Origin of the sequence: Undibacterium sp. YM2, from assembly GCF_009937975.1 — a bacterium.
Classification (GTDB): Bacteria; Pseudomonadota; Gammaproteobacteria; order Burkholderiales; family Burkholderiaceae_D; genus Undibacterium.
Genome location: NZ_AP018441.1, coordinates 2,685,283 through 2,708,406, shown reverse-complemented (window position 1 = coordinate 2,708,406; position 23,124 = coordinate 2,685,283). Strand labels below are relative to the sequence as shown.

22 protein-coding genes and 1 pseudogene are annotated in these 23,124 nt (G+C 49.1%); 9 read left to right on the top strand and 14 right to left on the bottom strand.

Features of this window, described 5'->3' with window-relative positions:
* Nucleotides 1-231 precede the first annotated feature (231 nt).
* From UNDYM_RS12305 to UNDYM_RS12290, 4 genes are all read left to right on the top strand, one after another.
* On the top strand, nucleotides 232-546 hold the full coding sequence (locus UNDYM_RS12305; RefSeq protein WP_162041287.1) for a FeoA family protein: 315 nt from the start codon (nucleotides 232-234) through the stop codon (nucleotides 544-546).
* Nucleotides 546-2,435: a ferrous iron transporter B gene (locus UNDYM_RS12300; protein WP_232064027.1), complete on the top strand. Its 1,890-nt coding sequence runs from the start codon at nucleotides 546-548 to the stop codon at nucleotides 2,433-2,435. The genes UNDYM_RS12305 and UNDYM_RS12300 overlap by 1 nt, the downstream gene beginning before the upstream one ends.
* A 5-nt stretch (nucleotides 2,436-2,440) precedes the next feature.
* Entirely contained in the window at nucleotides 2,441-2,704 is a 264-nt protein-coding gene (locus UNDYM_RS12295; protein WP_162041286.1) for a hypothetical protein, read from the top strand.
* Nucleotides 2,705-2,819: 115 nt separating this feature from the next.
* Nucleotides 2,820-3,356 (top strand): hypothetical protein, encoded by a 537-nt coding sequence (locus tag UNDYM_RS12290; RefSeq protein ID WP_162041285.1) that lies wholly within the window; start codon nucleotides 2,820-2,822, stop codon nucleotides 3,354-3,356.
* A gap of 56 nt (nucleotides 3,357-3,412) precedes the next feature.
* Here UNDYM_RS12290 and UNDYM_RS12285 read toward each other — a convergent pair whose 3' ends face one another.
* Together UNDYM_RS12285 and UNDYM_RS12280 are read right to left on the bottom strand one after the other, a co-directional pair.
* Nucleotides 3,413-5,014: an ABC-F family ATPase gene (locus tag UNDYM_RS12285; RefSeq protein ID WP_162041284.1), complete on the bottom strand. Its 1,602-nt coding sequence runs from the start codon at nucleotides 5,012-5,014 to the stop codon at nucleotides 3,413-3,415.
* Nucleotides 5,015-5,241: 227 nt separating this feature from the next.
* A pseudogene (locus tag UNDYM_RS12280) lies at nucleotides 5,242-7,319 on the bottom strand (3-hydroxyacyl-CoA dehydrogenase NAD-binding domain-containing protein).
* Nucleotides 7,320-8,052: 733 nt separating this feature from the next.
* Between UNDYM_RS12280 and UNDYM_RS12275 the strand changes: the two are divergent.
* Nucleotides 8,053-9,090, top strand: a complete 1,038-nt coding sequence (locus UNDYM_RS12275; protein WP_162041283.1) for a GGDEF domain-containing protein — start codon at nucleotides 8,053-8,055, stop codon at nucleotides 9,088-9,090.
* Nucleotides 9,091-9,181: 91 nt separating this feature from the next.
* On the opposite strand, the gene UNDYM_RS12270 is transcribed toward UNDYM_RS12275, so the two are convergent.
* The 12 genes from UNDYM_RS12270 to mltG form a co-directional block, all read right to left on the bottom strand.
* Nucleotides 9,182-9,892 carry an ABC transporter ATP-binding protein gene (locus UNDYM_RS12270; protein ID WP_162041282.1) on the bottom strand — a complete coding sequence of 237 codons (711 nt, stop codon included), beginning with the start codon at nucleotides 9,890-9,892 and terminating at the stop codon, nucleotides 9,182-9,184.
* The gene (locus UNDYM_RS12265; protein ID WP_162041281.1) at nucleotides 9,889-10,653 is read right to left on the bottom strand and encodes an ABC transporter ATP-binding protein; all 765 of its coding nucleotides are present in this window, start codon (nucleotides 10,651-10,653) and stop codon (nucleotides 9,889-9,891) included. Before UNDYM_RS12265 ends, UNDYM_RS12270 begins: the two co-directional genes overlap by 4 nt.
* Nucleotides 10,650-11,936, bottom strand: coding sequence for a branched-chain amino acid ABC transporter permease (locus UNDYM_RS12260; RefSeq protein WP_162041280.1), 1,287 nt, complete (start codon nucleotides 11,934-11,936; stop codon nucleotides 10,650-10,652). The genes UNDYM_RS12265 and UNDYM_RS12260 overlap by 4 nt, the downstream gene beginning before the upstream one ends.
* 3 nt (nucleotides 11,937-11,939) lie before the next feature.
* A complete protein-coding gene (locus UNDYM_RS12255) occupies nucleotides 11,940-12,887 on the bottom strand; it encodes a branched-chain amino acid ABC transporter permease (RefSeq protein WP_174244937.1) in 948 nt (315 codons plus the stop codon).
* A gap of 94 nt (nucleotides 12,888-12,981) precedes the next feature.
* Nucleotides 12,982-14,217, bottom strand: a complete 1,236-nt coding sequence (locus UNDYM_RS12250; protein WP_162041278.1) for a branched-chain amino acid ABC transporter substrate-binding protein — start codon at nucleotides 14,215-14,217, stop codon at nucleotides 12,982-12,984.
* A 98-nt stretch (nucleotides 14,218-14,315) separates the two neighbouring features.
* Nucleotides 14,316-15,968, bottom strand: a complete 1,653-nt coding sequence (locus tag UNDYM_RS12245) for a 3-(methylthio)propionyl-CoA ligase (RefSeq protein ID WP_162041277.1) — start codon at nucleotides 15,966-15,968, stop codon at nucleotides 14,316-14,318.
* Between the two features lie 265 nt (nucleotides 15,969-16,233).
* Nucleotides 16,234-17,139 (bottom strand): 23S rRNA (adenine(2030)-N(6))-methyltransferase RlmJ, encoded by a 906-nt coding sequence (locus UNDYM_RS12240; protein WP_162041276.1) that lies wholly within the window; start codon nucleotides 17,137-17,139, stop codon nucleotides 16,234-16,236.
* A gap of 107 nt (nucleotides 17,140-17,246) precedes the next feature.
* The gene (locus tag UNDYM_RS12235) at nucleotides 17,247-17,750 is read right to left on the bottom strand and encodes a GNAT family N-acetyltransferase (protein WP_162041275.1); all 504 of its coding nucleotides are present in this window, start codon (nucleotides 17,748-17,750) and stop codon (nucleotides 17,247-17,249) included.
* A 5-nt stretch (nucleotides 17,751-17,755) separates the two neighbouring features.
* Nucleotides 17,756-18,145, bottom strand: a complete 390-nt coding sequence (locus UNDYM_RS12230) for a PilZ domain-containing protein (protein ID WP_162041274.1) — start codon at nucleotides 18,143-18,145, stop codon at nucleotides 17,756-17,758.
* Nucleotides 18,146-18,169: 24 nt separating this feature from the next.
* A complete protein-coding gene (gene holB / locus UNDYM_RS12225) occupies nucleotides 18,170-19,210 on the bottom strand; it encodes a DNA polymerase III subunit delta' (RefSeq protein WP_162041273.1) in 1,041 nt (346 codons plus the stop codon).
* Nucleotides 19,207-19,854, bottom strand: coding sequence for a dTMP kinase (tmk, locus tag UNDYM_RS12220; protein WP_162041272.1), 648 nt, complete (start codon nucleotides 19,852-19,854; stop codon nucleotides 19,207-19,209). The genes holB and tmk overlap by 4 nt, the downstream gene beginning before the upstream one ends.
* Nucleotides 19,855-19,892: 38 nt before the next feature.
* Nucleotides 19,893-20,879 carry an endolytic transglycosylase MltG gene (gene mltG / locus UNDYM_RS12215; RefSeq protein WP_162041271.1) on the bottom strand — a complete coding sequence of 329 codons (987 nt, stop codon included), beginning with the start codon at nucleotides 20,877-20,879 and terminating at the stop codon, nucleotides 19,893-19,895.
* A gap of 140 nt (nucleotides 20,880-21,019) precedes the next feature.
* Between mltG and UNDYM_RS30685 the strand changes: the two genes are divergently transcribed.
* From UNDYM_RS30685 to UNDYM_RS12200, 4 genes are read left to right on the top strand one after another with little or no spacing between them, the layout of a single operon-like run.
* Nucleotides 21,020-21,472 (top strand): folate-binding protein YgfZ, encoded by a 453-nt coding sequence (locus tag UNDYM_RS30685; RefSeq protein ID WP_232064023.1) that lies wholly within the window; start codon nucleotides 21,020-21,022, stop codon nucleotides 21,470-21,472.
* Nucleotides 21,472-22,059, top strand: coding sequence for a folate-binding protein YgfZ (locus UNDYM_RS30680; protein WP_232064018.1), 588 nt, complete (start codon nucleotides 21,472-21,474; stop codon nucleotides 22,057-22,059). Before UNDYM_RS30685 ends, UNDYM_RS30680 begins: the two co-directional genes overlap by 1 nt.
* A gap of 29 nt (nucleotides 22,060-22,088) precedes the next feature.
* The gene (locus UNDYM_RS12205) at nucleotides 22,089-22,376 is read left to right on the top strand and encodes a DUF4936 family protein (RefSeq protein WP_162041270.1); all 288 of its coding nucleotides are present in this window, start codon (nucleotides 22,089-22,091) and stop codon (nucleotides 22,374-22,376) included.
* Nucleotides 22,367-23,113, top strand: coding sequence for an NRDE family protein (locus tag UNDYM_RS12200; RefSeq protein ID WP_162041269.1), 747 nt, complete (start codon nucleotides 22,367-22,369; stop codon nucleotides 23,111-23,113). The genes UNDYM_RS12205 and UNDYM_RS12200 overlap by 10 nt, the downstream gene beginning before the upstream one ends.
* Nucleotides 23,114-23,124 lie beyond the last annotated feature (11 nt).

Below are 23,124 nucleotides of genomic sequence, written 5' to 3'. Positions count from 1 at the left end.
ATTCCTGGGGTGGTAATTGCGCAAGGATTTATATGAAGGCTTGCCTGAAAAATAAAGTAATGGGCGGATATATTTCCAAATTTGTTACATAAAGAAAAATAATTCACTTTACGCATGAGGAAACGCAAAGCTGAACGCTCACAGTCTCTATGACGATTGAAACATAATTGGTATTGATATATATTCTCATTATCATTTAGAGTTGCATTTTTTGGTCACGGGAAAATAGCGATGAGCGGTTCGCCATTACAGCAAGCAGTTTCTACTACGTTGAACCTGATGAAAGTCGGCGATTCTGGCGTCGTTGTCGATGTGCAGGAGCAAGGCGATGCAAAAGACGATAGCCTGTTCAATATTACCCGTCGCCTGAAAGAACTAGGCTTTGTCAAAGGTGAGCCTGTAAAAATATTACACAAAGGATATTTTGGTGGAGAACCACTGGCCGTCAGGATAGGCCAATCGACCTTTGCGTTGCGAAATTTTGAAGCAGCCCTCATAGGCGTTACCAATCTCGGTGTTAGTCATTCAGAAAAAGTAGGAACATAGTGAACGAATTGTTTTCTCCGCTCATCGCTCTTGTCGGTAACCCTAACTGCGGAAAAACTGCACTCTTCAATCGATTGACAGGTGCTCGACAAAAAGTAGCAAACTATGCGGGCGTCACGATAGAACGGAAAGAAGGTAAATTCCGTTCTGATGCAGGGCGTCAATGGCAGGTACTGGATTTACCAGGTACTTACAGCCTACACGCCATCACACCTGATGAAAAAATCACCCAGGAAGTGGTCACCGGCCAACGAACTGATGAAACCATGCCGGATGCTGTGGTGTGCGTAGTCGATGCCACCAATTTGAAACGCGGCCTGCGCGTGGTGTTTGAATTACTTGCACTTGGTCAGCCATTGATCTTGGCAGTGAACATGATGGATATCGCTAAAAAACGCCATATCCATATCGACATCGCCGCATTGAGCCGCAAGCTGAATATCCCTGTGGTCGAGACCATTGCAGTCGATCCAAAAGGGATTGATGCGCTTTTGACTGAGCTGGAAGCACTGGCGCAAACGTTGCAACCAAATGGCAACATCACACCGCATGCACTTTCTGCACAGAGCCCTGAGAGCTTGCAACAACAAGCCAACGCGGTACTGGAAGCCTGTGTCACGCAAGATGTTGACGCCGCCAGCGAACGTGCGGCCAGTTTGAGTTATCGCCTGGATAGCTGGATTTTGCACCCGGCTATTGGCCCCGTCATTTTTGCGACCCTGATGTTCCTGGTATTTCAGGCAGTATTCGCCTGGGCACAGGCACCGATGGATTTGATCAAATCAAGCATCGATGCGGCTGGCACTGCAGTTGAATCAGCGCTGGCACCCGGCATACTGCAAGGCTTGCTGGTCAAGGGCGTGATAGGCGGTGCAGGCAGCGTGCTGGTGTTTTTGCCGCAGATCGTGATCCTGTTCTTCTTCATCCTGATCATGGAAGATTCTGGCTATTTGCCACGTGCCGCCTTTTTACTTGACAGAGTCATGGGTAAAGTCGGCTTGTCTGGTCGCGCCTTTATTCCGCTGCTGTCCAGCTTTGCCTGTGCGATTCCAGGCATCATGGCAACCAGGACCATACAAAATCCGCGCGACAGGCTGGTGACCATCATGATCGCCCCGCTGATGACCTGTTCCGCACGCTTACCTGTGTATGCGCTCATCATCGCCGCCTTCATTCCTGACCAAACCGTTCTGGGCATGTTGAATTTGCAGGGGCTGGTATTATTTCTTCTGTATCTCGGCGGCATAGTATCTGCCATGCTGGTGGCCTACTTCTTTAAAAAGAAATGGGGCAGCGAAGTACATCAACAGGCCCTGATGCTGGAATTGCCCGATTATCGATGGCCAAACGTCCGCAACCTGCTCCTCGGTTTATGGGAAAGAATAAAGATTTTCACGACCCGTGTTGGTACCATCATCCTGTCTTTAATGATCTTATTGTGGTTCCTCAGCAGCTTTCCTGGCGCACCAGAAAATGCAACCCAGCCGCCAATTTATTACAGCATTGCCGGTTACCTGGGCCGTGCACTGGAAGTGATATTTGCGCCGATTGGTTTTAACTGGCAAATCTGCATTGCCCTGGTACCAGGACTGGCAGCGCGTGAAGTTGCCGTAGCGGCCTTGGGTACAGTATATGCACTCTCGCAATCAGGCGAAGAACTGAGCCGCTCGCTGGAGCCATTGATAGCGCATTCCTGGAGCGTGCCAACGGCCTTGTCCCTGCTGGCCTGGTATGTTTTTGCTCCACAATGCGTGGCGACCTTGAGTGTGGTCAAACGTGAGACCAATACCTTGCGCTACCCGGTCATCATGGCAGCGTACTTATTTGGTCTGGCCTATTGCGCGTCTTTCCTGACCTATCATATTTCCAGCTTTTTTCTGGGGAGATAAGACCTATGCAAAACCTGATCGCCGCTTTATTACTGGCTATAGCTGCTGCTTATTTGTTATTAAAATGGATGCCAGCAGCCGCCAGAGAAAAAATCAGGACAACTTGTGCCCGCCACTTCCCCGCCCTCGCCCCACTGTTGACTAAAGCAGTCAAACAAACCGCAGGATGCGGTTCCGGTTGCAGCAGTTGTTCGTCCTCAACAAACGACACATGTACCAGCTCCTCCGAATTAAAAACTGTCAAATTGGTTCGCAAGCTACCGAACTAAAGATAGGAGCGGCATTTACCCTCATTTCATTGGCAGTCCGGCTGAATTGATGTATCCTCAAAAAAAGCAGAAATAATTTCTGACATATTGAGACAAGCAAAGGCCGTAGCTGGATATGAACGCAAGCATCTACGACAAGACCGAAAAAGGCCGGGAAGAAATTACAACCAGGAAGCATCAACTGGCATCCAGATTGCGCACCTTACTGGTCATGATAGACGGCAAACAAAGCGCCGCAGACATCATGAAAAAGGTGTCGGCACTGGGTTTGACAGAACAGAACCTGCAAGAACTTCTGGAACAAGAGTTCATTGTTGAAATTGCGCAGCAAGCAGAGTCTGCCAATGGCGCCTCTGAATCCCCTCCCCACGCAACTGCAGCAGCAACGTCTCCGGTTGCCGATAGTTCTGCTGCACCTGCGATGACAGATGCAGAGCGATTTCAGGCGCTATATAACTTCTACAATGAGACCATTAAAAGTGCCATAGGCTTGCGCGGTTATGGGTTGCAACTCAAGGTGGAACGTGCAGCAAACATTGACGATTTCCGCACATTAAGACAGGCCTATGTCGAAGCAGTTCAAAAAGCCAAAGGACCAGAAATGGCGCGCAGCCTGAGTGACAGACTTGATTTGTTGCTAGGAAAGCCCTGAGCCGATAAGCGGATATCAGGGCCCAAAAAAAGCCAGGTGAACCTGGCTTTTTGCTTTTACTCTATACCCTGACTGCTCAGGTACTCTTCATAACTGCCCTGGAAGTCGATGATTTCATTTTCCTTGATTTCCAGAACACGTGTCGCCAAAGAAGAAACAAACTCGCGGTCATGCGAAACGAAAATCAGGGTGCCAGCATATTTTTCGAGCGCGATATTCAGTGACTCGATAGATTCCATATCCATGTGGTTGGTAGGCTCATCCAGCAACAGGACATTGTGGCGACCCAGCATCAGCTTGCCATACATCATGCGGCCTTTTTCACCACCGGACAATACCTTGACCGATTTTTTGACATCATCACCACCGAACAGCAAACGACCCAGAATGGAGCGGACTGCCTGGTCATCATCACCTTCTTGCGTCCATTGACCTATCCAGTCAGTCAGGTTTTTATCAGATGCAAATTCTTCGGTAGGATCTTGCGGCATATAACCGACATTGGCGTTTTCTGCCCATTTGACAGTGCCATAATCCGCATTCAAACCAGTGATATCGCCACCACCTATGCATCGCAGCAAAGTCGTTTTACCAATGCCGTTGGCACCGATGATCGCGATTCTTTCGCCTGCCTCAACCATCAGGTCGATATTTTTGAACAAGGTCTTGTCGTAAGCCTTGCTCAGGGATTGCACTTCCACTGCAAGACGGTGCAATTTTTTCTCGCCATCAAAACGCACGAAAGGATTCTGGCGGCTTGATGGTTTGAATTCTTCAATCTTGATCTTATCAATCTGTTTGGCACGTGAAGTTGCCTGGCGCGCTTTGGATTTATTCGCAGAAAAGCGACGGACAAAATCTTGCAGCTCTGCGACCTTTTCCTTGGCCTTGGCATTGTTCGCCATTTGCTGTGCACGCGCCTGTGACGATGCCAGCATGTAGTCGTCGTAATTGCCCGGATACACTTTGAGGGTGCCATAATCCATATCCGCCATGTGTGTACATACCTGATTCAGGAAATGGCGATCATGGGAAATGATGATCATGGTGGAATTACGTTCATTCAGAATGTCTTCCAGCCAGCGGATGGTATTGATGTCCAGGTTATTGGTTGGCTCATCAAGCAGCAAAATATCTGGGTTGGAAAACAGGGCCTGCGCCAGCAAGACGCGCAGCTTCCAGCCTGGTGCAACGGCACTCATGACGCCCTGATGCTGATCAGTTGGTATACCAACGCCCAGCAATAATTCGCCAGCACGTGCTTCTGCGGTATAACCATCATATTCAGCAAACTTGGCTTCCAGATCAGCTGCTTTCATGTAGTCGTCGTCAGTTGCTTCAGGATTCGCGTAAATCGCATCCCGCTCCGACATGGCTGCCCACATTTCTGTGTGGCCCATCATGACCACATCCAGTACGCGCATATCTTCAAAGGCAAACTGATCCTGGCGCAATTTACCGAGGCGTTCATTCTGATCCAGCATGACCGTACCTGAAGATTGCTCAAGGTCACCACCGAGAATCTTCATGAAAGTGGATTTGCCGCAGCCATTGGCACCGATCAGGCCATAGCGGTTACCTTCGCCAAATTTAACTGAGATATTTTCAAACAGCGGCTTGGGGCCGAACTGCATGGTGATATTAGCGGTAGAAAGCACAGAAAACCTTTTGCAATAAAGATGGGAATTAACCGCACATTATAGCATTGTGCTTTTGGTGACTTGCAGACAAGCCCATGATTTATAGAGAAATTATGGGATTTGGGGGGAGATATTGGTAGCCCGGCAGTTTTTTGCAGATGAGATTACTTCTTTACCAATAGGAAATGGCTTGCCTGAAGGCTAATTCCTCAGACAAGCCACTTATTAATTTCAATTAACTTTATTTAATTGAAAGTTTTTCCTTCGGCAGCCAATTTTGCCAGCAAAGGAGCTGGTTTCCAGGCGTCTCCATGGCGGCCTTTCGCATATTTCTCCATGGCCATGACTACATTGGGCAAGCCCACGGTATCTGCATAGAACATAGGTCCGCCAGTATGCAATGGGAAGCCATAGCCAGTCAGATACACCATATCGATATCCGATGCGCGTGTCGCGATACCCTCTTCCAGGATGTATGCTGCCTCATTGACCAGCGCAAATATCAGACGCTCGACAATTTCCTGATCAGAAATCTTGCGGCGTGTAATACCTAGATCAGCAGAGTGCTGGATGATCATGTCATTCACAATGGAAGACGGATAAGCTTTGCGGTCACCCGGTTTATAGTCATACCAGCCTGCACCGGTCTTTTGCCCGAAGCGGCCCAACTCGCACAGCAAATCTGCTGTTTTGGAATAAGTGATTTGTGGTTTTTCTACGTAACGGCGTTTGCGGATATACCAGCCGATGTCGTTGCCAGCCAGATCACCCATACGGAATGGCCCCATGGCAAAGCCCATTTTTTCTACCGCTTTATCAACCTGCTCAGGTGTGCAACCTTCTTCCAGCAAGAAGCCTGCCTGACGGCTGTATTGCTCTATCATGCGGTTGCCAATGAAACCATCGCAGACGCCAGATACCACACCGGTTTTCTTGATTTTCTTGGACAGGCCCAACACCGTTGCCAGCACGTCCTTGGCAGTTTTTTTACCGCGCACGATTTCCAGCAACTTCATGACGTTTGCAGGACTGAAAAAATGGGTGCCGATGACATCTTCAGGGCGCTTGGTGAAGTCAGCAATCTTATCGACATCCAGAGTAGAGGTATTCGATGCCAGAATGGCGCCCTGCTTCATGACTTCATCAAGCTTTTTGAAGACTTGTTCCTTGACGCCCATGTCTTCAAACACGGCTTCAATGACGATATCTGCCTGAGCAATCTCTTCATACGACAAAGTGCCAGTGATCAAGCCCACACGCTGGTCAAACTTCTCCTGAGTCAGCTTGCCTTTTTTAAGTGTGTTTTCATAATTTTTGCGGATAGTCGCAAGACCTTTGTCCAGTGCTTCCTGCTTCATTTCAAGAATCTGTACAGGGATACCGGCATTGGCAAAGTTCATCGCAATACCGCCACCCATGGTACCCGCACCGATAACGGCAACCGATTTAATGGGGCGAGTTGGCGTGTCATCTGGCACATCTGGCAATTTGCTGGCAGCACGCTCGCCGAAGAAGGCATGGCGCAAGGCTTTGGATTCTGTGGTTTGTACCAGATCGACAAACAATTCACGCTCAAACTTGATGCCATCATCAAATTTCCTGGTGACTGCGGCTGCGACTGCTTCCACGCATTTCAAAGGTGCTGGGAAAGGGCCGGCCATGGCGCGTACCGTATTACGTGAGAATTGCAGATAGGCTTCATAGTTCGGATAATCAATCTTGATATCACGTACTCTTGGTAATGGGCTCACATCAGCAACTTTTGCAGCGAATGCGAGTGCAGCTTCCAGTACATCGCCTTCCACAACTTCATTGAAGATCGCTGTCTTGGCCAGTTTTTCAGAGGGTACGGGTGTACCCGAGACGATCATGTTTAATGCCATTTCCAGGCCCAGCACGCGCGGCAGACGTTGCGTACCGCCAGCACCCGGCAAGATACCCAATTTAACTTCAGGCAAGGCAATTTGCGCACCTTTGGATGCGACGCGGTAATTACAACCCAGCGCCAGTTCCAGGCCACCACCCATGCACACTGTGTGAATAGCAGCGATGACTGGCTTGTCAGATCCTTCCACCACATTGATCAACGTATGCAGACTAGGCTCTGCAGACGCCTTGGGGAATTGAATTCTTTGATATCCGCACCGCCGGAGAATGCCTTACCGGCACCTGTAATGACGATGGCTTTGATAGCGTCATCGTTCAAGGCTTGCTTCATGCCGTTCACCGCTGCTGTGCGGGTGGCATGGCCCAGGCCATTCACAGGTGGATTGTTCAGGGTAATTACGGCGATATTGCCATTCACTTGATATTCGGCGCTCATGTCTCTTCCTATAGGTGAAATACTGCTTGGATTTGCCAGTTCAGTGCTTTTAAAAATCTGGTGTAAGCTTATTTTTGATTACTATACCGCAAAATAGTACGAGCGTATTATTTTATTTTAGTTCCGGTGCTGATGGGTATAAAAATAATCTTGAGCCCCGAAAAAAGTGCATGCGGCACCGACTGTCCGCTACAGTACTTTAGTCTATTAAGCATGCCCACATTGGAAAATCTAGTCGCGCAAGTCTGATTCAAACTATGATGGGATAAGAAGCAGCTTATACCTTGTAAAGCCAACGGGCACCGGAGTCTTTGAGTTAATAATGCATCCTATTCCAACCTGGACTGAGCAAATCAAAGCAGCAGCCATCACTGGCCTCATCGTGTTTGCTGCATGTGCACTGGGAATACTCAGCCGCCCCTTGGGACATCTTGCGGCACTATGGCCAGCCAATGCCATCATAATAGGCCTGTTTGTACACTTCCCATCGCTAAACAAGTCCTGCGGATGGCTGGCCGCGATATCGGCGTACATCTCAACCTACTTAATGATGGGCAACAATTGGTCATCCAGTTTATTGTTAACTGGCGGAAATCTGGTTTGCGTCATCACTGGCGTACTGCTCTTTTCATGGCTTAATGAAGAACATAGACGCTTAAAACACCCGCTTTCTGTCTTTTATCTTGCGCTTGTAGCTTCTTGCGCCGCCGCGACGGCCGGTGTCTTTGGCACCATGACTGATACTAGCCTGTCAAATGCTGGTCCGCTCAAAGGCTGGGCATTCTGGTTCGTGAATGAACTGGTCAATTTGATGGCAATTTTACCTGTCATGCTCAGCTTGCCAGATTTATCAGGATTCAGATTAAACCGTCGCCGTGCTTTCAAGACTTACAGCATCCAGCCTGGCAAGATTCTACCTGTCTGCGCCCTTCTGGCGTCCTTTGTGTTGGGCATCATCATAGGCGGCCCGGGTGCCCCGGTTTTCCCTATCCCTGCTTTACTGTGGTGCGCACTCAGCTATGACATTTTCATCACCAGCTTACTGACCTTGTTTTACAGCTGCTGGGTATTGATTTCCATGTCCATGGGCTACCTGCCAATATCCATCGTCAACATGAATGCACGCCCCATGCTGCTATCAATACGCATAGGAGTAAGCTTGCTGACACTGGCGCCACTGACTGTAGCCTGCGTCATGGCAGCGCGCGAAGAACTCTTGCGTCAACTCAAGTACGTTGCAGAACACGACCAACTGACCAGCCTTTTGAACCGGCGGGCATTTAATGAGCGGGCTTCCAGCAAATTGTGCGCCCTGGCTGAACAAAGGCGCCCGGTAGCAGTACTGATGCTGGACATCGACAAATTCAAGGATGTCAATGATACGTATGGCCATGCTGGTGGTGACCGCGTGCTGGTGGCGTTTGCGCGCATAGCCAGCGCTGGCTTGCGTGAAGTCGATACACTGGGTCGTATCGGTGGTGAAGAATTTGCGGCCATATTGCCCGGCTGCAGCCGCAAGGACGCTGAAATGATAGCCGGGCGGATACGCAGCAAACTTGCCAGTACTCCCATAGCCATTGGTGATGACCAGCAAATCAAGGTCACTGTCAGCATAGGAATCAGCCTCATCCACCAAGCCGTGCCTGATATTGAAGCACTATTGCTAGTCGCAGATAAAGCACTCTACCGCGCCAAGGAAAATGGGCGCAATCGGGTAGAAACGGACGATCTTGATGACATAAAAAATAAAAATGATCAGGTTCCAACCTAATTGAGGCAACCAGGTTAGAAACTGATCAAGACATACCATAGGCAGAAGCACGCGAGTACCCAAGCATTTATCAGCATGGGGCAGGAAGCTTTTACACCTCCAGCCATTCTTTACGGATATTGTCGTTGGCACGCAAATCTGCAGGTGTGCCTTCAAACACAATGCTGCCATGTCCCATGACATATACACGCTGTGAAATTTCCAGCGCAATTGCCAATTTTTGTTCTACCAATAAAACGGAGATACCGCGATTTTTCAGCTCCTTCAAGTATTCTGCTACCAGTTCAACAATCTTTGGTGCCAATCCTTCGGTGGGTTCATCAATCATGATCAGGTCAGGATCACCCATCAAGGTGCGGCATAGCGTCAGCATTTGCTGCTCACCGCCGGACATCACCCCTGCCTGGGTATTCCTGCGCTCACGCAGACGCGGGAACATCTGATACATGTCTTCCAAACTCCAGCGCGGCTTGCTTCCCTTGGGGCGACCGGATTTTTCTCCCAGCATCAGATTTTGTTCCACCGTCAAACCAGGAAAAATATCACGGTTTTCAGGTACATAACCCAGGCCTTTATGGGCAATCTGGAAAGCTTTCAGACCGATGATTTCCTCGCCCTTGAACAAGATGGAGCCAGTCGCATCGACCTGTCCCATAGTTGCCTTGACGGTAGTCGAGCGCCCTACGCCATTGCGCCCCAGCAGGCTGACAATTTCCCCCGCATTGACCTGCATATCAACACCATGCAGGACGTGGCTCTTGCCATAGTATGCATTCAGATTTTTTATCGTCAGTAAGCTCATTCAACCTCCACCGGCGCATGACCACCCAGATAGGCGTCTTTGACTTTTTGATTATTGCGGATATTGGCAGGCGTATCGCAGGCAATGACTTCACCATAGACGACCACGGCAATTTTATCGGCCAGGCCGAAGACCACGCTCATGTCATGCTCCACCATCAACAGGGATTTGCCGACCGTGACCTTGCGTATGAGTTCAACTGCCGCATCAGATTCCGACCTGCTCATACCGGCAGTAGGCTCATCGAGCAAAATAACATCTGCACCGCCAGCGATGGTGATACCGATTTCCAGCGCACGCTGCTCTGCATAGGTTAGCAAACCGGCCGTGACATTACGCCTGCGTTTCAGGCCTATCTGTTCCAATACTGCTTCTGCCCTTTCATGTGCATCCTTCAAGCCGTTCAGCCTGTGCCAGAATGAGTATTTATATCCCAATGACCACAAGACTGCACAGCGCAGGTTTTCATACACGGACAGACGGTGAAAAATATTCGTAATCTGAAAACTGCGCGACAGGCCACGTCGGTTGATTTCATACGGTTTCAATTGCGTGATGCTCTCGCCATTGAGCTGGATATCCCCGGAAGTAATAGGGAAGCGGCCAGAAATCAAATTAAACAGCGTGGATTTGCCTGCACCATTAGGGCCGATAATGGCAAATCGTTCGCCTTTTGGCACCTGCAAATTGGCACCCTTGATAATTTCCGCACTGCCAAAGGATTTTCGTACGTCTTTTAATTCAAGCGAAAAGCCTGTCATGCTTGCGCCCTCCGCATTTGTTCTTCGATTTCAGTATTGACTTCGCCCCAATGTTCGGCAAAACCATTCTTCAACTTCACGCAGGCAAAAATACCCAAGGCAATAACGACCACGGTCATTCCCCAGGAAACACTGCTGGCCGTGTCAATGGAAAAACCAAACATCTCTATGACAGCACTCTGGCTGGCCTCCAGTGTACGTTGATACAGCATTTCCACTGCCAGAATGGCTCCAGCTGTGGTCACTGCCGCTGCCAGCACCAGTTTCCACATACTGGGCCATACCCGTTTGAACATGCCAAACTTCGCCACGCGCAAATTCATCATGATGATGCTAGCCATGCCGCCAGGCGCATACATGACGATGAGGATGAAGAAAACACCCAGGTACAACTGCCATGCCTTGGTCAGGTCTGACAGCATCACGGTCAGGAACACCCCTATGATTGCCCCTATCATTGGGCCAAAGAAGAAGCCCACGCCACCAATGAAAGTGAACAGCAACACAGCGCCTGAACGTATGGCGCTGACATTTTCTGCAGTGACGATTTCAAAATTGATGGCAGACAAGCCGCCAGCAATACCTGCAAAAAAAGCTGACAATATCAATGTCAGGTAACGCACCCATTGGGTATCGTAGCCTATGAACTCAACGCGTTCAGGATTATCGCGAACGGCATTGACAATGCGCCCCAAAGGCGTTTGTGTAAACGCATACATGCCTACGGTACTGATAAACAACCACATGGCAATCAGGTAATACACCTGGATTTGCGGGCCGTAAGTAATACCAAGGAAGGACTGGCCTATGACGCGATTGGTCGAGATCCCACCCTCGCCACCAAAGAAACTGGGGAACATCAGGGAACAGGCAAACACCAGCTCCACCATACCCAAAGTAATCATGGAGAAAGTCGTGCCAGACTTCTTGGTCGTAACGTAGCCAAACAACACCCCAAAAAACATGCCTGCAACGCCACCAATCAAAGGAATCAGGGTGACCGGGAAAACCAGGCTGCCAGCAGTGATCAGATTCATCGCATGGATGGCGAAGAAAGCTCCCAGGCCAGAATAAACCGCGTGACCAAATGACAGCATACCGCCCTGCCCCAACAGCATATTGTAAGAAAGGCCGAAGATCATCAGTGTACCGATTTGCGAGAGCAGAGATAATGATCCACCGCTACTGAATATCATCGGTGCCAGAATAAGCAGCATGGCAAAGCTGCCCCAGATAATCCAGCGGGCCAGATTGATAGGTTTGAATACTAAAGCTTTGCTCATCTTTTATCCTTCACGAGTGCCGAGTAAACCTCTGGGCCTGAAAATCAGGATGAGTACCAACAAGAGATAAGGCAAGATAGGTGCTACCTGTGCAATCGTCAGACTCAGCAAGGCATAGCCAGGCGCTGTGGCACTGATGATCATTCCCAGTTTTGCGAACACGGAGACGAAAGAGTAATCCAGCGCTACGGCAAATGTCTGCAATACCCCTATCAGCAGCGACGCCACAAAAGCACCTGCCAGCGACCCCATACCGCCAACCACGACGACGACGAAAATTATGCTTCCCAAAGTCGCTGCCATACCTGGCTCGGTGACAAAGGCATTACCGCCCACAACGCCGGCAAGCCCGGCCAATGCGCAACCGCCGCCAAATACCAGCATGAAAACGCGCGGGACATTATGTCCCAGCGCTTCCACAGTATCAGGATGAGTGAGAGCAGCCTGTATCACCAGACCTATGCGGGTACGTGTCAGCAACAGGTAAATCGAAGCCAGCATTACCAGCGCAACCAGCATCATGAAACCGCGATAGATGGGGAATGTCGTCGTGTAAAGGGTAAACAAGGGGCCATCCAGAGACGCAGGGATGGGATAAGGAACAGTAGATCTGCCCCAAATCAGTTGCACCAGTTCGACAATCACATAAGACAGCCCGAAGGTAAATAGTAATTCGGGGATGTGCCCGTATTTATGCACGGAACGCAGGCCATATCGCTCCACCATTGCACCTAGCAAACCAACCAATAACGGAGCCAAAAACAAAGCTGGCCAAAAGCCGATTTTGATACTGATGGTATAGGCAAAGTAGGCGCCCAACATGTAAAAACTGGCGTGGGCGAAGTTGAGTACGCCCATCATACTGAAGATCAGCGTCAGTCCGGATGAAAGCATGAACAACAGCAATCCGTAACTGACACCGTTCAGCAAAGTGATCAGTGTGAATTCCACAGCCAAGATCCTTTTCAGAAAATTCTTGAACGATCGTACTATTTATAGGAAAAAAAAGAGAGTGCGCATGAAGCGACTCTCTTTTTTTAAAGGACTAGCCTGGTCGTTTCATCTGGCAAGAAGATGGCTGTGACGCGACAAATGCATCGATCTTTTGATTGGTTTTCCAACCCATGCCAGTATTTTCCTGGTCAAATTTAACATCCTTGCCATTGGTTTTAACCCAGGTTGCTATGTACAAAGGCTGTTGTATCTGGTGATCAACCTTACGCATGTTCGCGTCACCATTCAGGCTCTTGAAGTTCAAGCCTTCCAGTGCGAATGCAACTTTGACTGGATCAACAGATTTGGCCTGCTTGACAGCCTGCCCCATGGCAGCGAGGACAGAATAGGTCGCCATGGAATAGTAGTCATCCTTATACTTGGTTTTAAAGCCCTCTACGATATCCTTGCCAGCAAAAGTCTCGTTATTTGGATTCCAGTAACCCACATATTTGACGCGATCCATACCAGCAGCACCCATCGCCGTGGGCACGCCCGTTGTCGCTGCATAATAGGTATAAAAATTTGATTTCAGATCAGCATCCTTTGCGGACTTGATCAGCAAGGCCAGGTCGGCACCCCAGTTGCCGGTAATAACGGTGTCCGCGCCGGAAGCCTTGATTTTTGCCACATAGGGAGAGAAATCCTTGACCTGGCCAATAGGATGCAGATCATCGCCAACAATTTGTATATCTGGGCGTTTGCGTGCCAGGTACTCTTTGGCAGCGCGGGTAACCTGATGTCCAAACGAGTAGTTCTGGCCAATGATATATACCTTCTTGATGTTTTTATCAGCAGCCATGAAGGTTGTCAGCGCTTCCATTTTCATGTCCGAGTTGGAATCAAAACGGAAATGCCAGAAGCTACATTTGCTATTGGTCATGTCAGGATCAACAGCAGCATGGTTCAGATAAACAATTTCCTTACCGGGATTGCGCTCATTATGCTTGTTGACGGCATCCTGCAAAGCCAGACCTACCGCCGAGCCATTGCCCTGTGTGATATAGCGAAAACCTTTATCAATGACTGTTTTCAATACATTCAGTGACTCTTGTGGGCTACCCTTATTATCAAAACCGACAACTTCAAATTTATGTTCCCCCGCCCATTTTTCAGCATTGGCTTTATCAGCAATGTATTGATAGGAGTTCAGAATATTTTGCCCAACTGGCGCAAAAGCACCTGACAGTGGATCGATGTAGGCGATCTTGATGGTATCAGCCATCACTGCGGGTACGGCGAAGGTTAAAGCGACTGCAGCAAGGCTGGCACGTAAAGGAAATTTCATTTGTCTCTCTCCGGTATTCTCATTGTTGGAATCTAGATTTTTTTCGTTTTATCGCTACTTCCAGAACCTGAACTATACATAGTCAGGTTCTGCACTTCTTATGCAGTTGGTAGTTTATATTCCTTGAATTGCTCCCTCAGTTTATTTTTCAAAATTTTCCCTGTTGCGCCTAATGGCAGGCTTTCTATGAAAACCACGTCATCAGGCAGCCACCATTTCGCAACTTTTCCGTCAAAGAATTGCAGTAATTCCTCTTTAGTGACTTCAGCACCAGGCTTCTTGACCGCCAGCAGCAATGGGCGCTCATCCCATTTAGGATGGAATACACCGATACAGGCCGCTTGCAGGATTGCCGGGTGTGAGACCGCTACATTTTCCAGGTCTATCGTACCTATCCACTCGCCACCCGATTTGACCACATCCTTGCTGCGGTCAGTAATCTGCATATAACCATCATCATCGATGGTAGCCACGTCACCAGTCGGGAACCATCCACCTTCAAGAACATCACCGCCTTCATTCTTGTAATAGCTATTGATAATCCAGGGGCCTTTGACCAGCAGGTTGCCATAGGTTTTGCCATCCCATGGCAATTCCTGGCCAGCGTCATCAACGATCTTCATATCTACGCCATACAGGACATGGCCTTGCTTCTGGAGTATCGCTTGCTTGTCTTCTTCGGCCAGGTCAGCATGTTTGGTCATCAAGGTACCAGCAGTACCAAGCGGTGACATTTCTGTCATGCCCCAGGCATGCACTACCTCTACACCATAGGTATGACGCAAGGTCTTCATCATGGCTGGCGGGCAGGCAGAACCACCAATCACTGTGCGTTTGAAAGTCGAAAACTTCAGATTATTTTGTGCCACATAAGTCAGCAGACCCAGCCAGACGGTAGGTACTCCGGCAGAGAAAGTGACTTTTTCCTGCTCAAACAATTCATACAGGGATTTGCCGTCCAGATGCGGGCCCGGGAAAACCAGTTTGGCACCGTTCAATGGTGCAGAATAAGGCAGGCCCCACGCATTTACATGGAACATCGGTACTACCGGCAAAACAGAATCGCGTGCCGATACGTTCAAGCCATCTGGCAAGGATGAGCCATAAGAATGAAGGATGGTTGAACGATGAGAATACAGAGCCCCTTTAGGATTGCCTGTCGTACCTGAGGTATAACACAGACTGGAAGCAGAATTTTCGTCGAAGAGTGGCCAGACAAAATCATCACTATTGGCTTCGATTAAATCTTCATAGGCCGTCAGATTCGGAATTTTGCCATCTGCAGGCAATTTATCCCGGTCGCACATCATGATATAGCCTTTGATACCAGGGCAATGCGCAGCAATTGCCTGCACGATAGGCAGGAAGGTCATATCAAACAGCAAGTACTGATCTTCTGCATGATTGGCTATATAGGCGATTTGTTCTGGATGCAACCTGGGATTAATGGTGTGAAGAACAGCGCCCGAACCTGAGACAGCATAGTAAGCCTCCAGATGACGATAGCCATTCCAGGCCAGCGTGGCAATACGGTCACCGATTTTAACGCCCAGTTTGGCAAAAGCATTCGCGAGTTTTTTTGAACGTTTATGGCATTCGCTGTAGTTATAGCGATGGATATCCCCTTCTACCCGGCGGGAAACTATTTCATTCTTTCCAAAATAACGGTCAGCATGTTCAATGAGGCTGGAAATAAGCATGGGCTTGCTCATCATTTGCCCCATCAAGGGACTCTTCACATAAGACGACATTTGTTCTCCTGAAATGTGCAGCGTTATTGATTACTTTGGTAATCGCGCAAATTGCTGAATATTATTCTTTACCGATTTTTGTACGACCGTACTAATCCGTCAATCAGTATTTTTTCTGCAATGCACAAAGTAGTCTCTTTTCATCCTTTCCGTTTTAGCTCCTCCACAAACAAAAATGCGGGAGATAAGCTCTCCCGCATCGCACCATTCAACAAATTTACTTTGTGTCGAAAAAGGAGTCCGACACCTCTAGCCTACCGCCTTCTTAACGCTTGCCTGGAGGACCACCTTCCCCCGACTCCAGCACAAAACCTGCTTTTGCATCTTTTCCCAATATCTTGACCAGATAGGGCATGACTTCTTTTAGAGTAGCCAGCAAAGTCCATGGCGGATTAAGGATGAACATGCCGCTACTATGCAAGCCAAAACCATCTGGCGTTGGGCCGCTGATGGACAAGGTAACATTCAGCCAGCTATTCGCTTGCAGTCGTTTAAGTTTTTCTGGCAAAGAACGGGACTCCTGGCGTTGCAGTACCGGATACCAAACAGCAAAGGTACCGGTAGGGAAACGTTTCAAGCCATCCTCCAGAGATACCTTGACGCGTCGGTAATCATCCTTGACTTCATACGGCGGATCTATCAACACCATGCCGCGTCGTGAAGGTGGTGGCAGCAATGCCTTCAGACTTTCAAAGCCATCGCCAGCCGAGATAATCACACGCTTGCCTCTAACCGTCTGGCGCTTACCCTGCTCAGCCGCATGGGCATCAAGTTTGCGGAAATTTTCACTGAGTATCTTGATTTCGCTAGGGTGCAACTCAAACAGGCGCAGTCGGTCTTGCTCGCGCATGACTATATTGGCGCAATAGGGTGATCCTGGGTAATAGCGCAACTTTCCACTGGGATTAAGCCCTCTGATCAAATCCATATACGATGCCAAAGCTTCGGGCATGTCTTTTTTGTCCCACAAGGGAGCAATGCCAGTCTCAAACTCAGCATTTTTACTGGCATAACCGCTGTCAAGGGCGTACAGGCCAGCACCGGAGTGCGTGTCTATATAAGTGTAGGCAGTGTCTTTTTGCCCCAGATATTCCAACAATTGAATCAAGACAAAGTGCTTCAGGACGTCGGCATGATTACCGGCATGAAAGCCGTGGCGGTAGCTCAGCATAATAAAATCTTTCAAAAATGAATAGGCGACCTGCCGCTGGCAAGTCGCCCGAAAATGGTAGCAAGCGGTGACAGGTAGTGGCGGGCCAGCTAATTTAGCCAGCTAGCTTAGCCTACCCGTTTGCCGAGTATGATCAAATCGCGCTCTATGCCGTCCAGCGTTGCCACCTTTGGCATATTTGCCCAGGTTGCAAAGTCAAATGCAGCAAATAACTTCAAACTAGGCACATTGTGACCAAAAATGAAGCCCAACAGAGTGTGAACCTTGATTTCAGGGGCATGCGCAATAGCCTGCGTCAGGAAATAACGCCCCAGTCCCTGACCACGTGCAGCCTCATGCAAGTAGATAGATAATTCAGCAGTGCCGGAATAAGCAGGCCTGCCATAAAAATTTGAGAATGATAACCAGCCTATGATTTGACCATCCTGTTCGCAGACCCAGAGTGGACGAGATTCCGGCTTGTGCTCATGAAACCATGCATGGCGCGATTCTACCGTAATTGGCTCTGTATCGGCGGTAACCACGCGCGAAGCAACTGTGGAATTGTAAATGGCAACAATTTGCGGCAAATCTTCAAACTGCGCCAGTCTATGAGTAAATTCTGCTGCCATCGTCATTAAATTGTATGGGTAGCCCGGGAAGAACGTACTGCCGCACCTAGCAATTCTTCTACACGCAAGCGTATGCGGTTACCACTTTCATCTTCCGGAAAATGCACGCCTATACCCTGTGACTTATTATTTCCTGCACCGGCAGGTGTAATCCAGGCAACCTTGCCAGCGATAGGATATTTATTAGGGTCATCCAACAAAGTCAAAATCAGGTAAATCTCTTCACCCAAGCGATAAGTCTTATTGGTAGGCACGAAAATGCCGCCATTTTTTAAAAATGGCATATAGGCTGCAAACAAAGCAGCTTTTTCTTTAATCGCCAGCGACAACACCGAAGGACGATTCGGTGAAGGCATATTAAGCGGTGCACCGGGATCTGCTGGTAAATCTGACATGTTCTGGCTTTCGCAATTCTTTAATCAAATAGTGCCGAATAATGCGGAATATTCAAGCAGCATATCTTCCAAAAATAATTTGGCCGACAAAGGGTGACTGGCAATCGCCTGTCTTTCATTGCAATTCTTGATGAATTGTTGCAAGGCTGGCTCATCAACCTGCATGGACAATGACTTCAACTCCTTCTCATAGCGAGGATGATACCGGATTCTGCCGCTTTGTTTATAGGAAAATATATCGTAGAGCCAACGTTGTAGCCAGCCGACGACGACTGGCATTTCCATTTTCTGCATCTTGTCGGCAGTTTTGAGGCTCAACTCTGTACCAGGTTTACTCAAAAACCGTATAAATTCATCCAGATCAGCACGCAAGTCTGAATGTGCCATGTCGAATGCTGCCAAAGGCGCTCCACCCTGTTGAGCCAACCAAACATCGGCATCCTTGATGCCCTGCTTATGCAGCCATTCCAGCGCAATACCAGCATCCGGCAAGCCAAGTCCAAACTTGTGACAACGCGACAAGATGGTTGGCAGCAACCTGTCTATGCTGTTTGAGACCAGAATGAATACCGTATTGGCATTGGGTTCTTCCAGGGATTTCAACAAAGCATTTGCCGCAGGCACATTCAGCGCCTCGGCAGGATACAGAACGATGACGCGCCGGCCGCTACGGTGGGTAGAAATATTCATGAAATCCGACAACGCGCGGATTTGATTAATGACGATTTCCTTGGAAGGCGCTTTACTGGCCTTGCTGGTTTTGGCAGGAGCTTCAGCCTCTTCACCAACTGGCGCATCTTCTTCGTCCAGCAGTTCTGGCCTGACACGGCGATAGTCGGGATGGCTGTATTGAGCAAACCAGCCACAAGAACCACATTGCTGGCAGGCGTGCCCACCCTGCCCCGGGTTTTCGCAAAGCAGTGACTGCGCCAGATGCTCGGCAAACACAGTTTTACCTATGCCTTGCGGCCCATGCAATAAAAAGGCATGGGGCAAGCGTTGTCCCAAAGCCTGTATCTGCTGCCAGGCATCTTCTTGCCAGCTATATAGGGGATGTTGCGTCATCTTGTTTGCTGAGCAGAGCCCAGTAACTCGTCAATCAATATATCCAGTTGCGAACGTATGATCTCTATGCTCTGCGTGGAGTCGATAATCCTGAAACGTTGAGGAAACTCTTTGGCGCGGCGCAGATATTCATTGCGGGTGGCAGCAAAAAAATCTGCTTTTTCCTGTTCAAATTTATCCAGATCACGGGTCGCATCAAGGCGTGCACGTGCCACTTCCAAAGGAACGTCGAACAATAGAGTCAGGTCTGGCTGTAAATCAGGGTGCACCCATTGTTCAAGGGCATTGAGTTTATCCAGTGACAAATTCCTGCCACCGCCCTGATAGGCAAAGCTGGCATCAGTGAAACGGTCAGAAATGACCCAGTCGCCGCGCGCCAAAGCTGGCTCTATGACCTGGGCAATGTGTTCGCGCCTGACAGCAAACATCAACAAAGCCTCTGTCTCCAGATGCATTTTTTGCTTTAATAGCAATTCGCGCAAGGTCTCACCTAGTGGCGTCCCCCCGGGTTCACGACTGCAAATCACTTTTACATCTTCAGCTTGCAGCTTGTTTTGCAAACGCTCTGCCACATAGGCGATATGGGTGGACTTACCCGCACCGTCTATGCCTTCAAAACTGATAAATTTTCCTGAGTGCTTCATTATTTAATTCTATATTCTATTAATGCACCTTGACGCTATCAACGTTGGTACTTGTTCACTGCGCGATTATGGTCATTCAGGTTATCGGAAAACTGACTGGTACCATTTCCACGCGCCACGAAGTATAAAGCATCGCTATGAGCAGGGTCCAAAGCTGCAGAAATGGATTCCATGCCTGGCAAGGCAATCGGTGTGGGCGGCAGGCCAACCCGGGTATACGTGTTATAGGGGGTATCAGTCAACAAGTCACGCTTATATATCTTGCCCTGATAGCGCTCGCCCATGCCATAGATGACGGTAGGATCGGTTTGCAGCAACATGCCGGTACGCAAGCGATTCACAAAAACCGAGGCTATCATGGGGCGTTCTGATTTTTGCCCTGTCTCTTTTTCTATGATGGAAGCCATGATCAGGGCTTCGTAGCGATTCTTGTAAGGCAAGCCATCAACGCGCTTTTTCCAGGCCTCATCAAGTTTTTTCAATAACTGGCTATGCGCCTGCTGATACAACTGCACGTCTGTACTACCCTTGGCAAAGCGATAGGTATCAGGAAAAAACAAACCTTCAGCTTGCGGAAAATCAGGCGTGATCTTGCGCATCAACTCGGCTTCACTCAAACCCTGGGTTTCATGCTTGATGGCAGGATGCGCATCGACTAGCTTGCGCATTTGCTGGAATGTCCAGCCTTCTATGACCGCCAGGCTGGCCATGGAAAAATCGCCATTGACGATCTTGTTCAGCAAGTCCACTGGCGTTTTACCCGCCTCGATTTCGAAAGAACCAGCTTTCAGGCGATTTTCCTTAGCCAACAAACGTGCCAGTGCTTCAAACATCAGAGGTTGGACAGGTACGCCAGCCTCATACACCTGACGGGCGGACGCACGCACGCTACTGCCCGGCTTGATGATGAATTCCTTGACCTCGCCCTCTGTAAAAATGGCTTGCTGCATCCAATAATAGAAACCGCCACCTGCGGCCAGCGCCAGCAGGATCAATAATACAAATAGTTTTTTTATGAAACCCATGTAGGCAGCTTAATCAAAATTGAGGGAGTTCTGACGAGATTTTGCAGACGCTACTATAATTCGCCTGAACAGGTGCAGGCGGTATTGTAAAGCCAGCGCAGACAATAAGCGAATCAGCAAAGAAGAGTGAGTATAACAATATGACGTGGGAAGACTTTTTATCCAGCCAGGGTGCCACTGTGGAAGATCTGAATACGACCGGTTTTGCCCCACATTGGCAGTCAGGTGCCCTGCAAACAGGATTTATAGCCGCTTTAACCGACCTTGGCCTGATCAGGGTTACCGGTGAAGATGCCCCGTCATTTTTGCATAATCAATTAAGCAATGATGTAGAGCATCTGAGTGCTGCCGAGCTGCGCCGTGCTGCTTACTGCACCCCCAAAGGGCGCATGCTGGCCAGCTTTGTATATTGGAAAGATGGCCAGGATATTATCTTGCAGCTATCAAAAAGCATACAAGCTACTGTACAAAAACGCTTGCAAATGTTTGTTTTACGGGCAAAAGCCAAATTGCACGATATCAATGCCGAATACGTCGTTCTCGGGCTGGGGGGGCAGCTGCCCCGGCGGCACTGCACGAATGGTTTCCTGTAATGCCAGCCAGACCCGACCAAAAGCTGAGTAATGAGTATGGCAGCTTGCTACGCGTTGCTGACGCCAACAATGCACCGCGTTATCAGTGGATAGCACCTGTAGAGATTGCAAAGCAGGCGTGGCCAAAATTAAGCACCCAATTGCGTGCGGTAAACACCAGCGCCTGGCGCGTGACTGAGATTCAGGCTGGCATTGCCATCGTCATCGCCAGCACACAAGAGAAGTTTGTCCCGCAGATGATCAATTTTGAACTTATCGGTGGTGTGAACTTTAAAAAGGGCTGTTACCCAGGGCAGGAGATAGTCGCTCGCAGCCAATATCTGGGCAAGCTCAAGCGCCGCATGGCAATAGCCTTGGTGCATGCGACAGATGTAGTAGCAGGAACCGAAGTATTTCATAGCGATGATGTCAGCCAGCCTTGCGGCATGATCGTTAATGCAGAACAACATCAGGAAGACAGTTCACTGGCCTTGATAGAAATGAAGCTGGCCGATCAGGAGAGCGGTCAGCTCACTCTAGGCTCGGCAACTGGCGCAACGATAGAACTGCAGGCGCTGCCGTACGCGATTACAGATATTACACAATAATCGCGCAATAAAGAATCAAAAGCAGGCATATGAATTGCTATATCTATTTTAAAGCCAGCGCTGGCAAAGAAGCAGAAGTACTGCAGCAGGAACGGCTGTTGCAAAATCTGATGCGCCAGGCCTATCAGCAAAGCTCAGGCTTGCAGAGACGCCCGACAGAACAGGATGGCATGCATACCTGGATGGAGATTTATCATCAGGTCACGTCTGATTTTGAACAGCGCCTTGAGTTGGCTTACGCGCAAACCGGATTGAAGCAATTACAGTCTGGTGAGCGACATATGGAATATTTTTTGGATGTAGACTTATGTGCCTGATCGTCTTTGCCTGGAAACTGATACCCTGCACACCTATCGTGTTTGCAGGTAACCGCGACGAGTTTTACGACCGGCCCGCTGCTGCGGCTGACTGGTGGCAAGACTACCCCAACATATACGCCGGGCGCGACCTGCAATCTGGCGGCACATGGTTGGGCATGACTACGATGGATGGCGCAGATAGCCTGACCAGCAAATTTGCCGCCATTACCAATATTCGTGCACCTTCTGAAAAGCGTGAAGATGCCCCATCTCGCGGAGAACTGGTTGCCAATTACCTCAAGGGTGATTTGAGTGCACAAGAGTATATCGCCAGTATTCGCGACACTGTTGCGGACTATAACGGCTTCAATTTGCTGATCGGCGACAAGGAAGACCTGATCTGGTTTTCCAACCGCAATCAGGATGATGTGCGCAATGGACAGCCCCTGCCTCCGGGTATTTATGGCATTTCGAATGCATCACTGGATACGCCCTGGCCAAAAGTTGTCAGGACCAAGGCAGAATTTGCCAGCATGATATGTCAGCGAGCGCCAGTGGATGCTTATTTTGAAGTGCTGGCCAATACCACCCCTGCTCCCGATTGCCGATTGCCTGACACCGGCGTTTCATTTGAAATGGAACGCCTGTTGTCATCACCCTGCATAGTCTCGCCGAATTATGGCACCCGGGTTTCTACGGTAGTCAAAGTCCATAAAGACTATCCAGCAGAATTCAATGAAAAGTTGTTGCGCTAGATAAGTTTAGG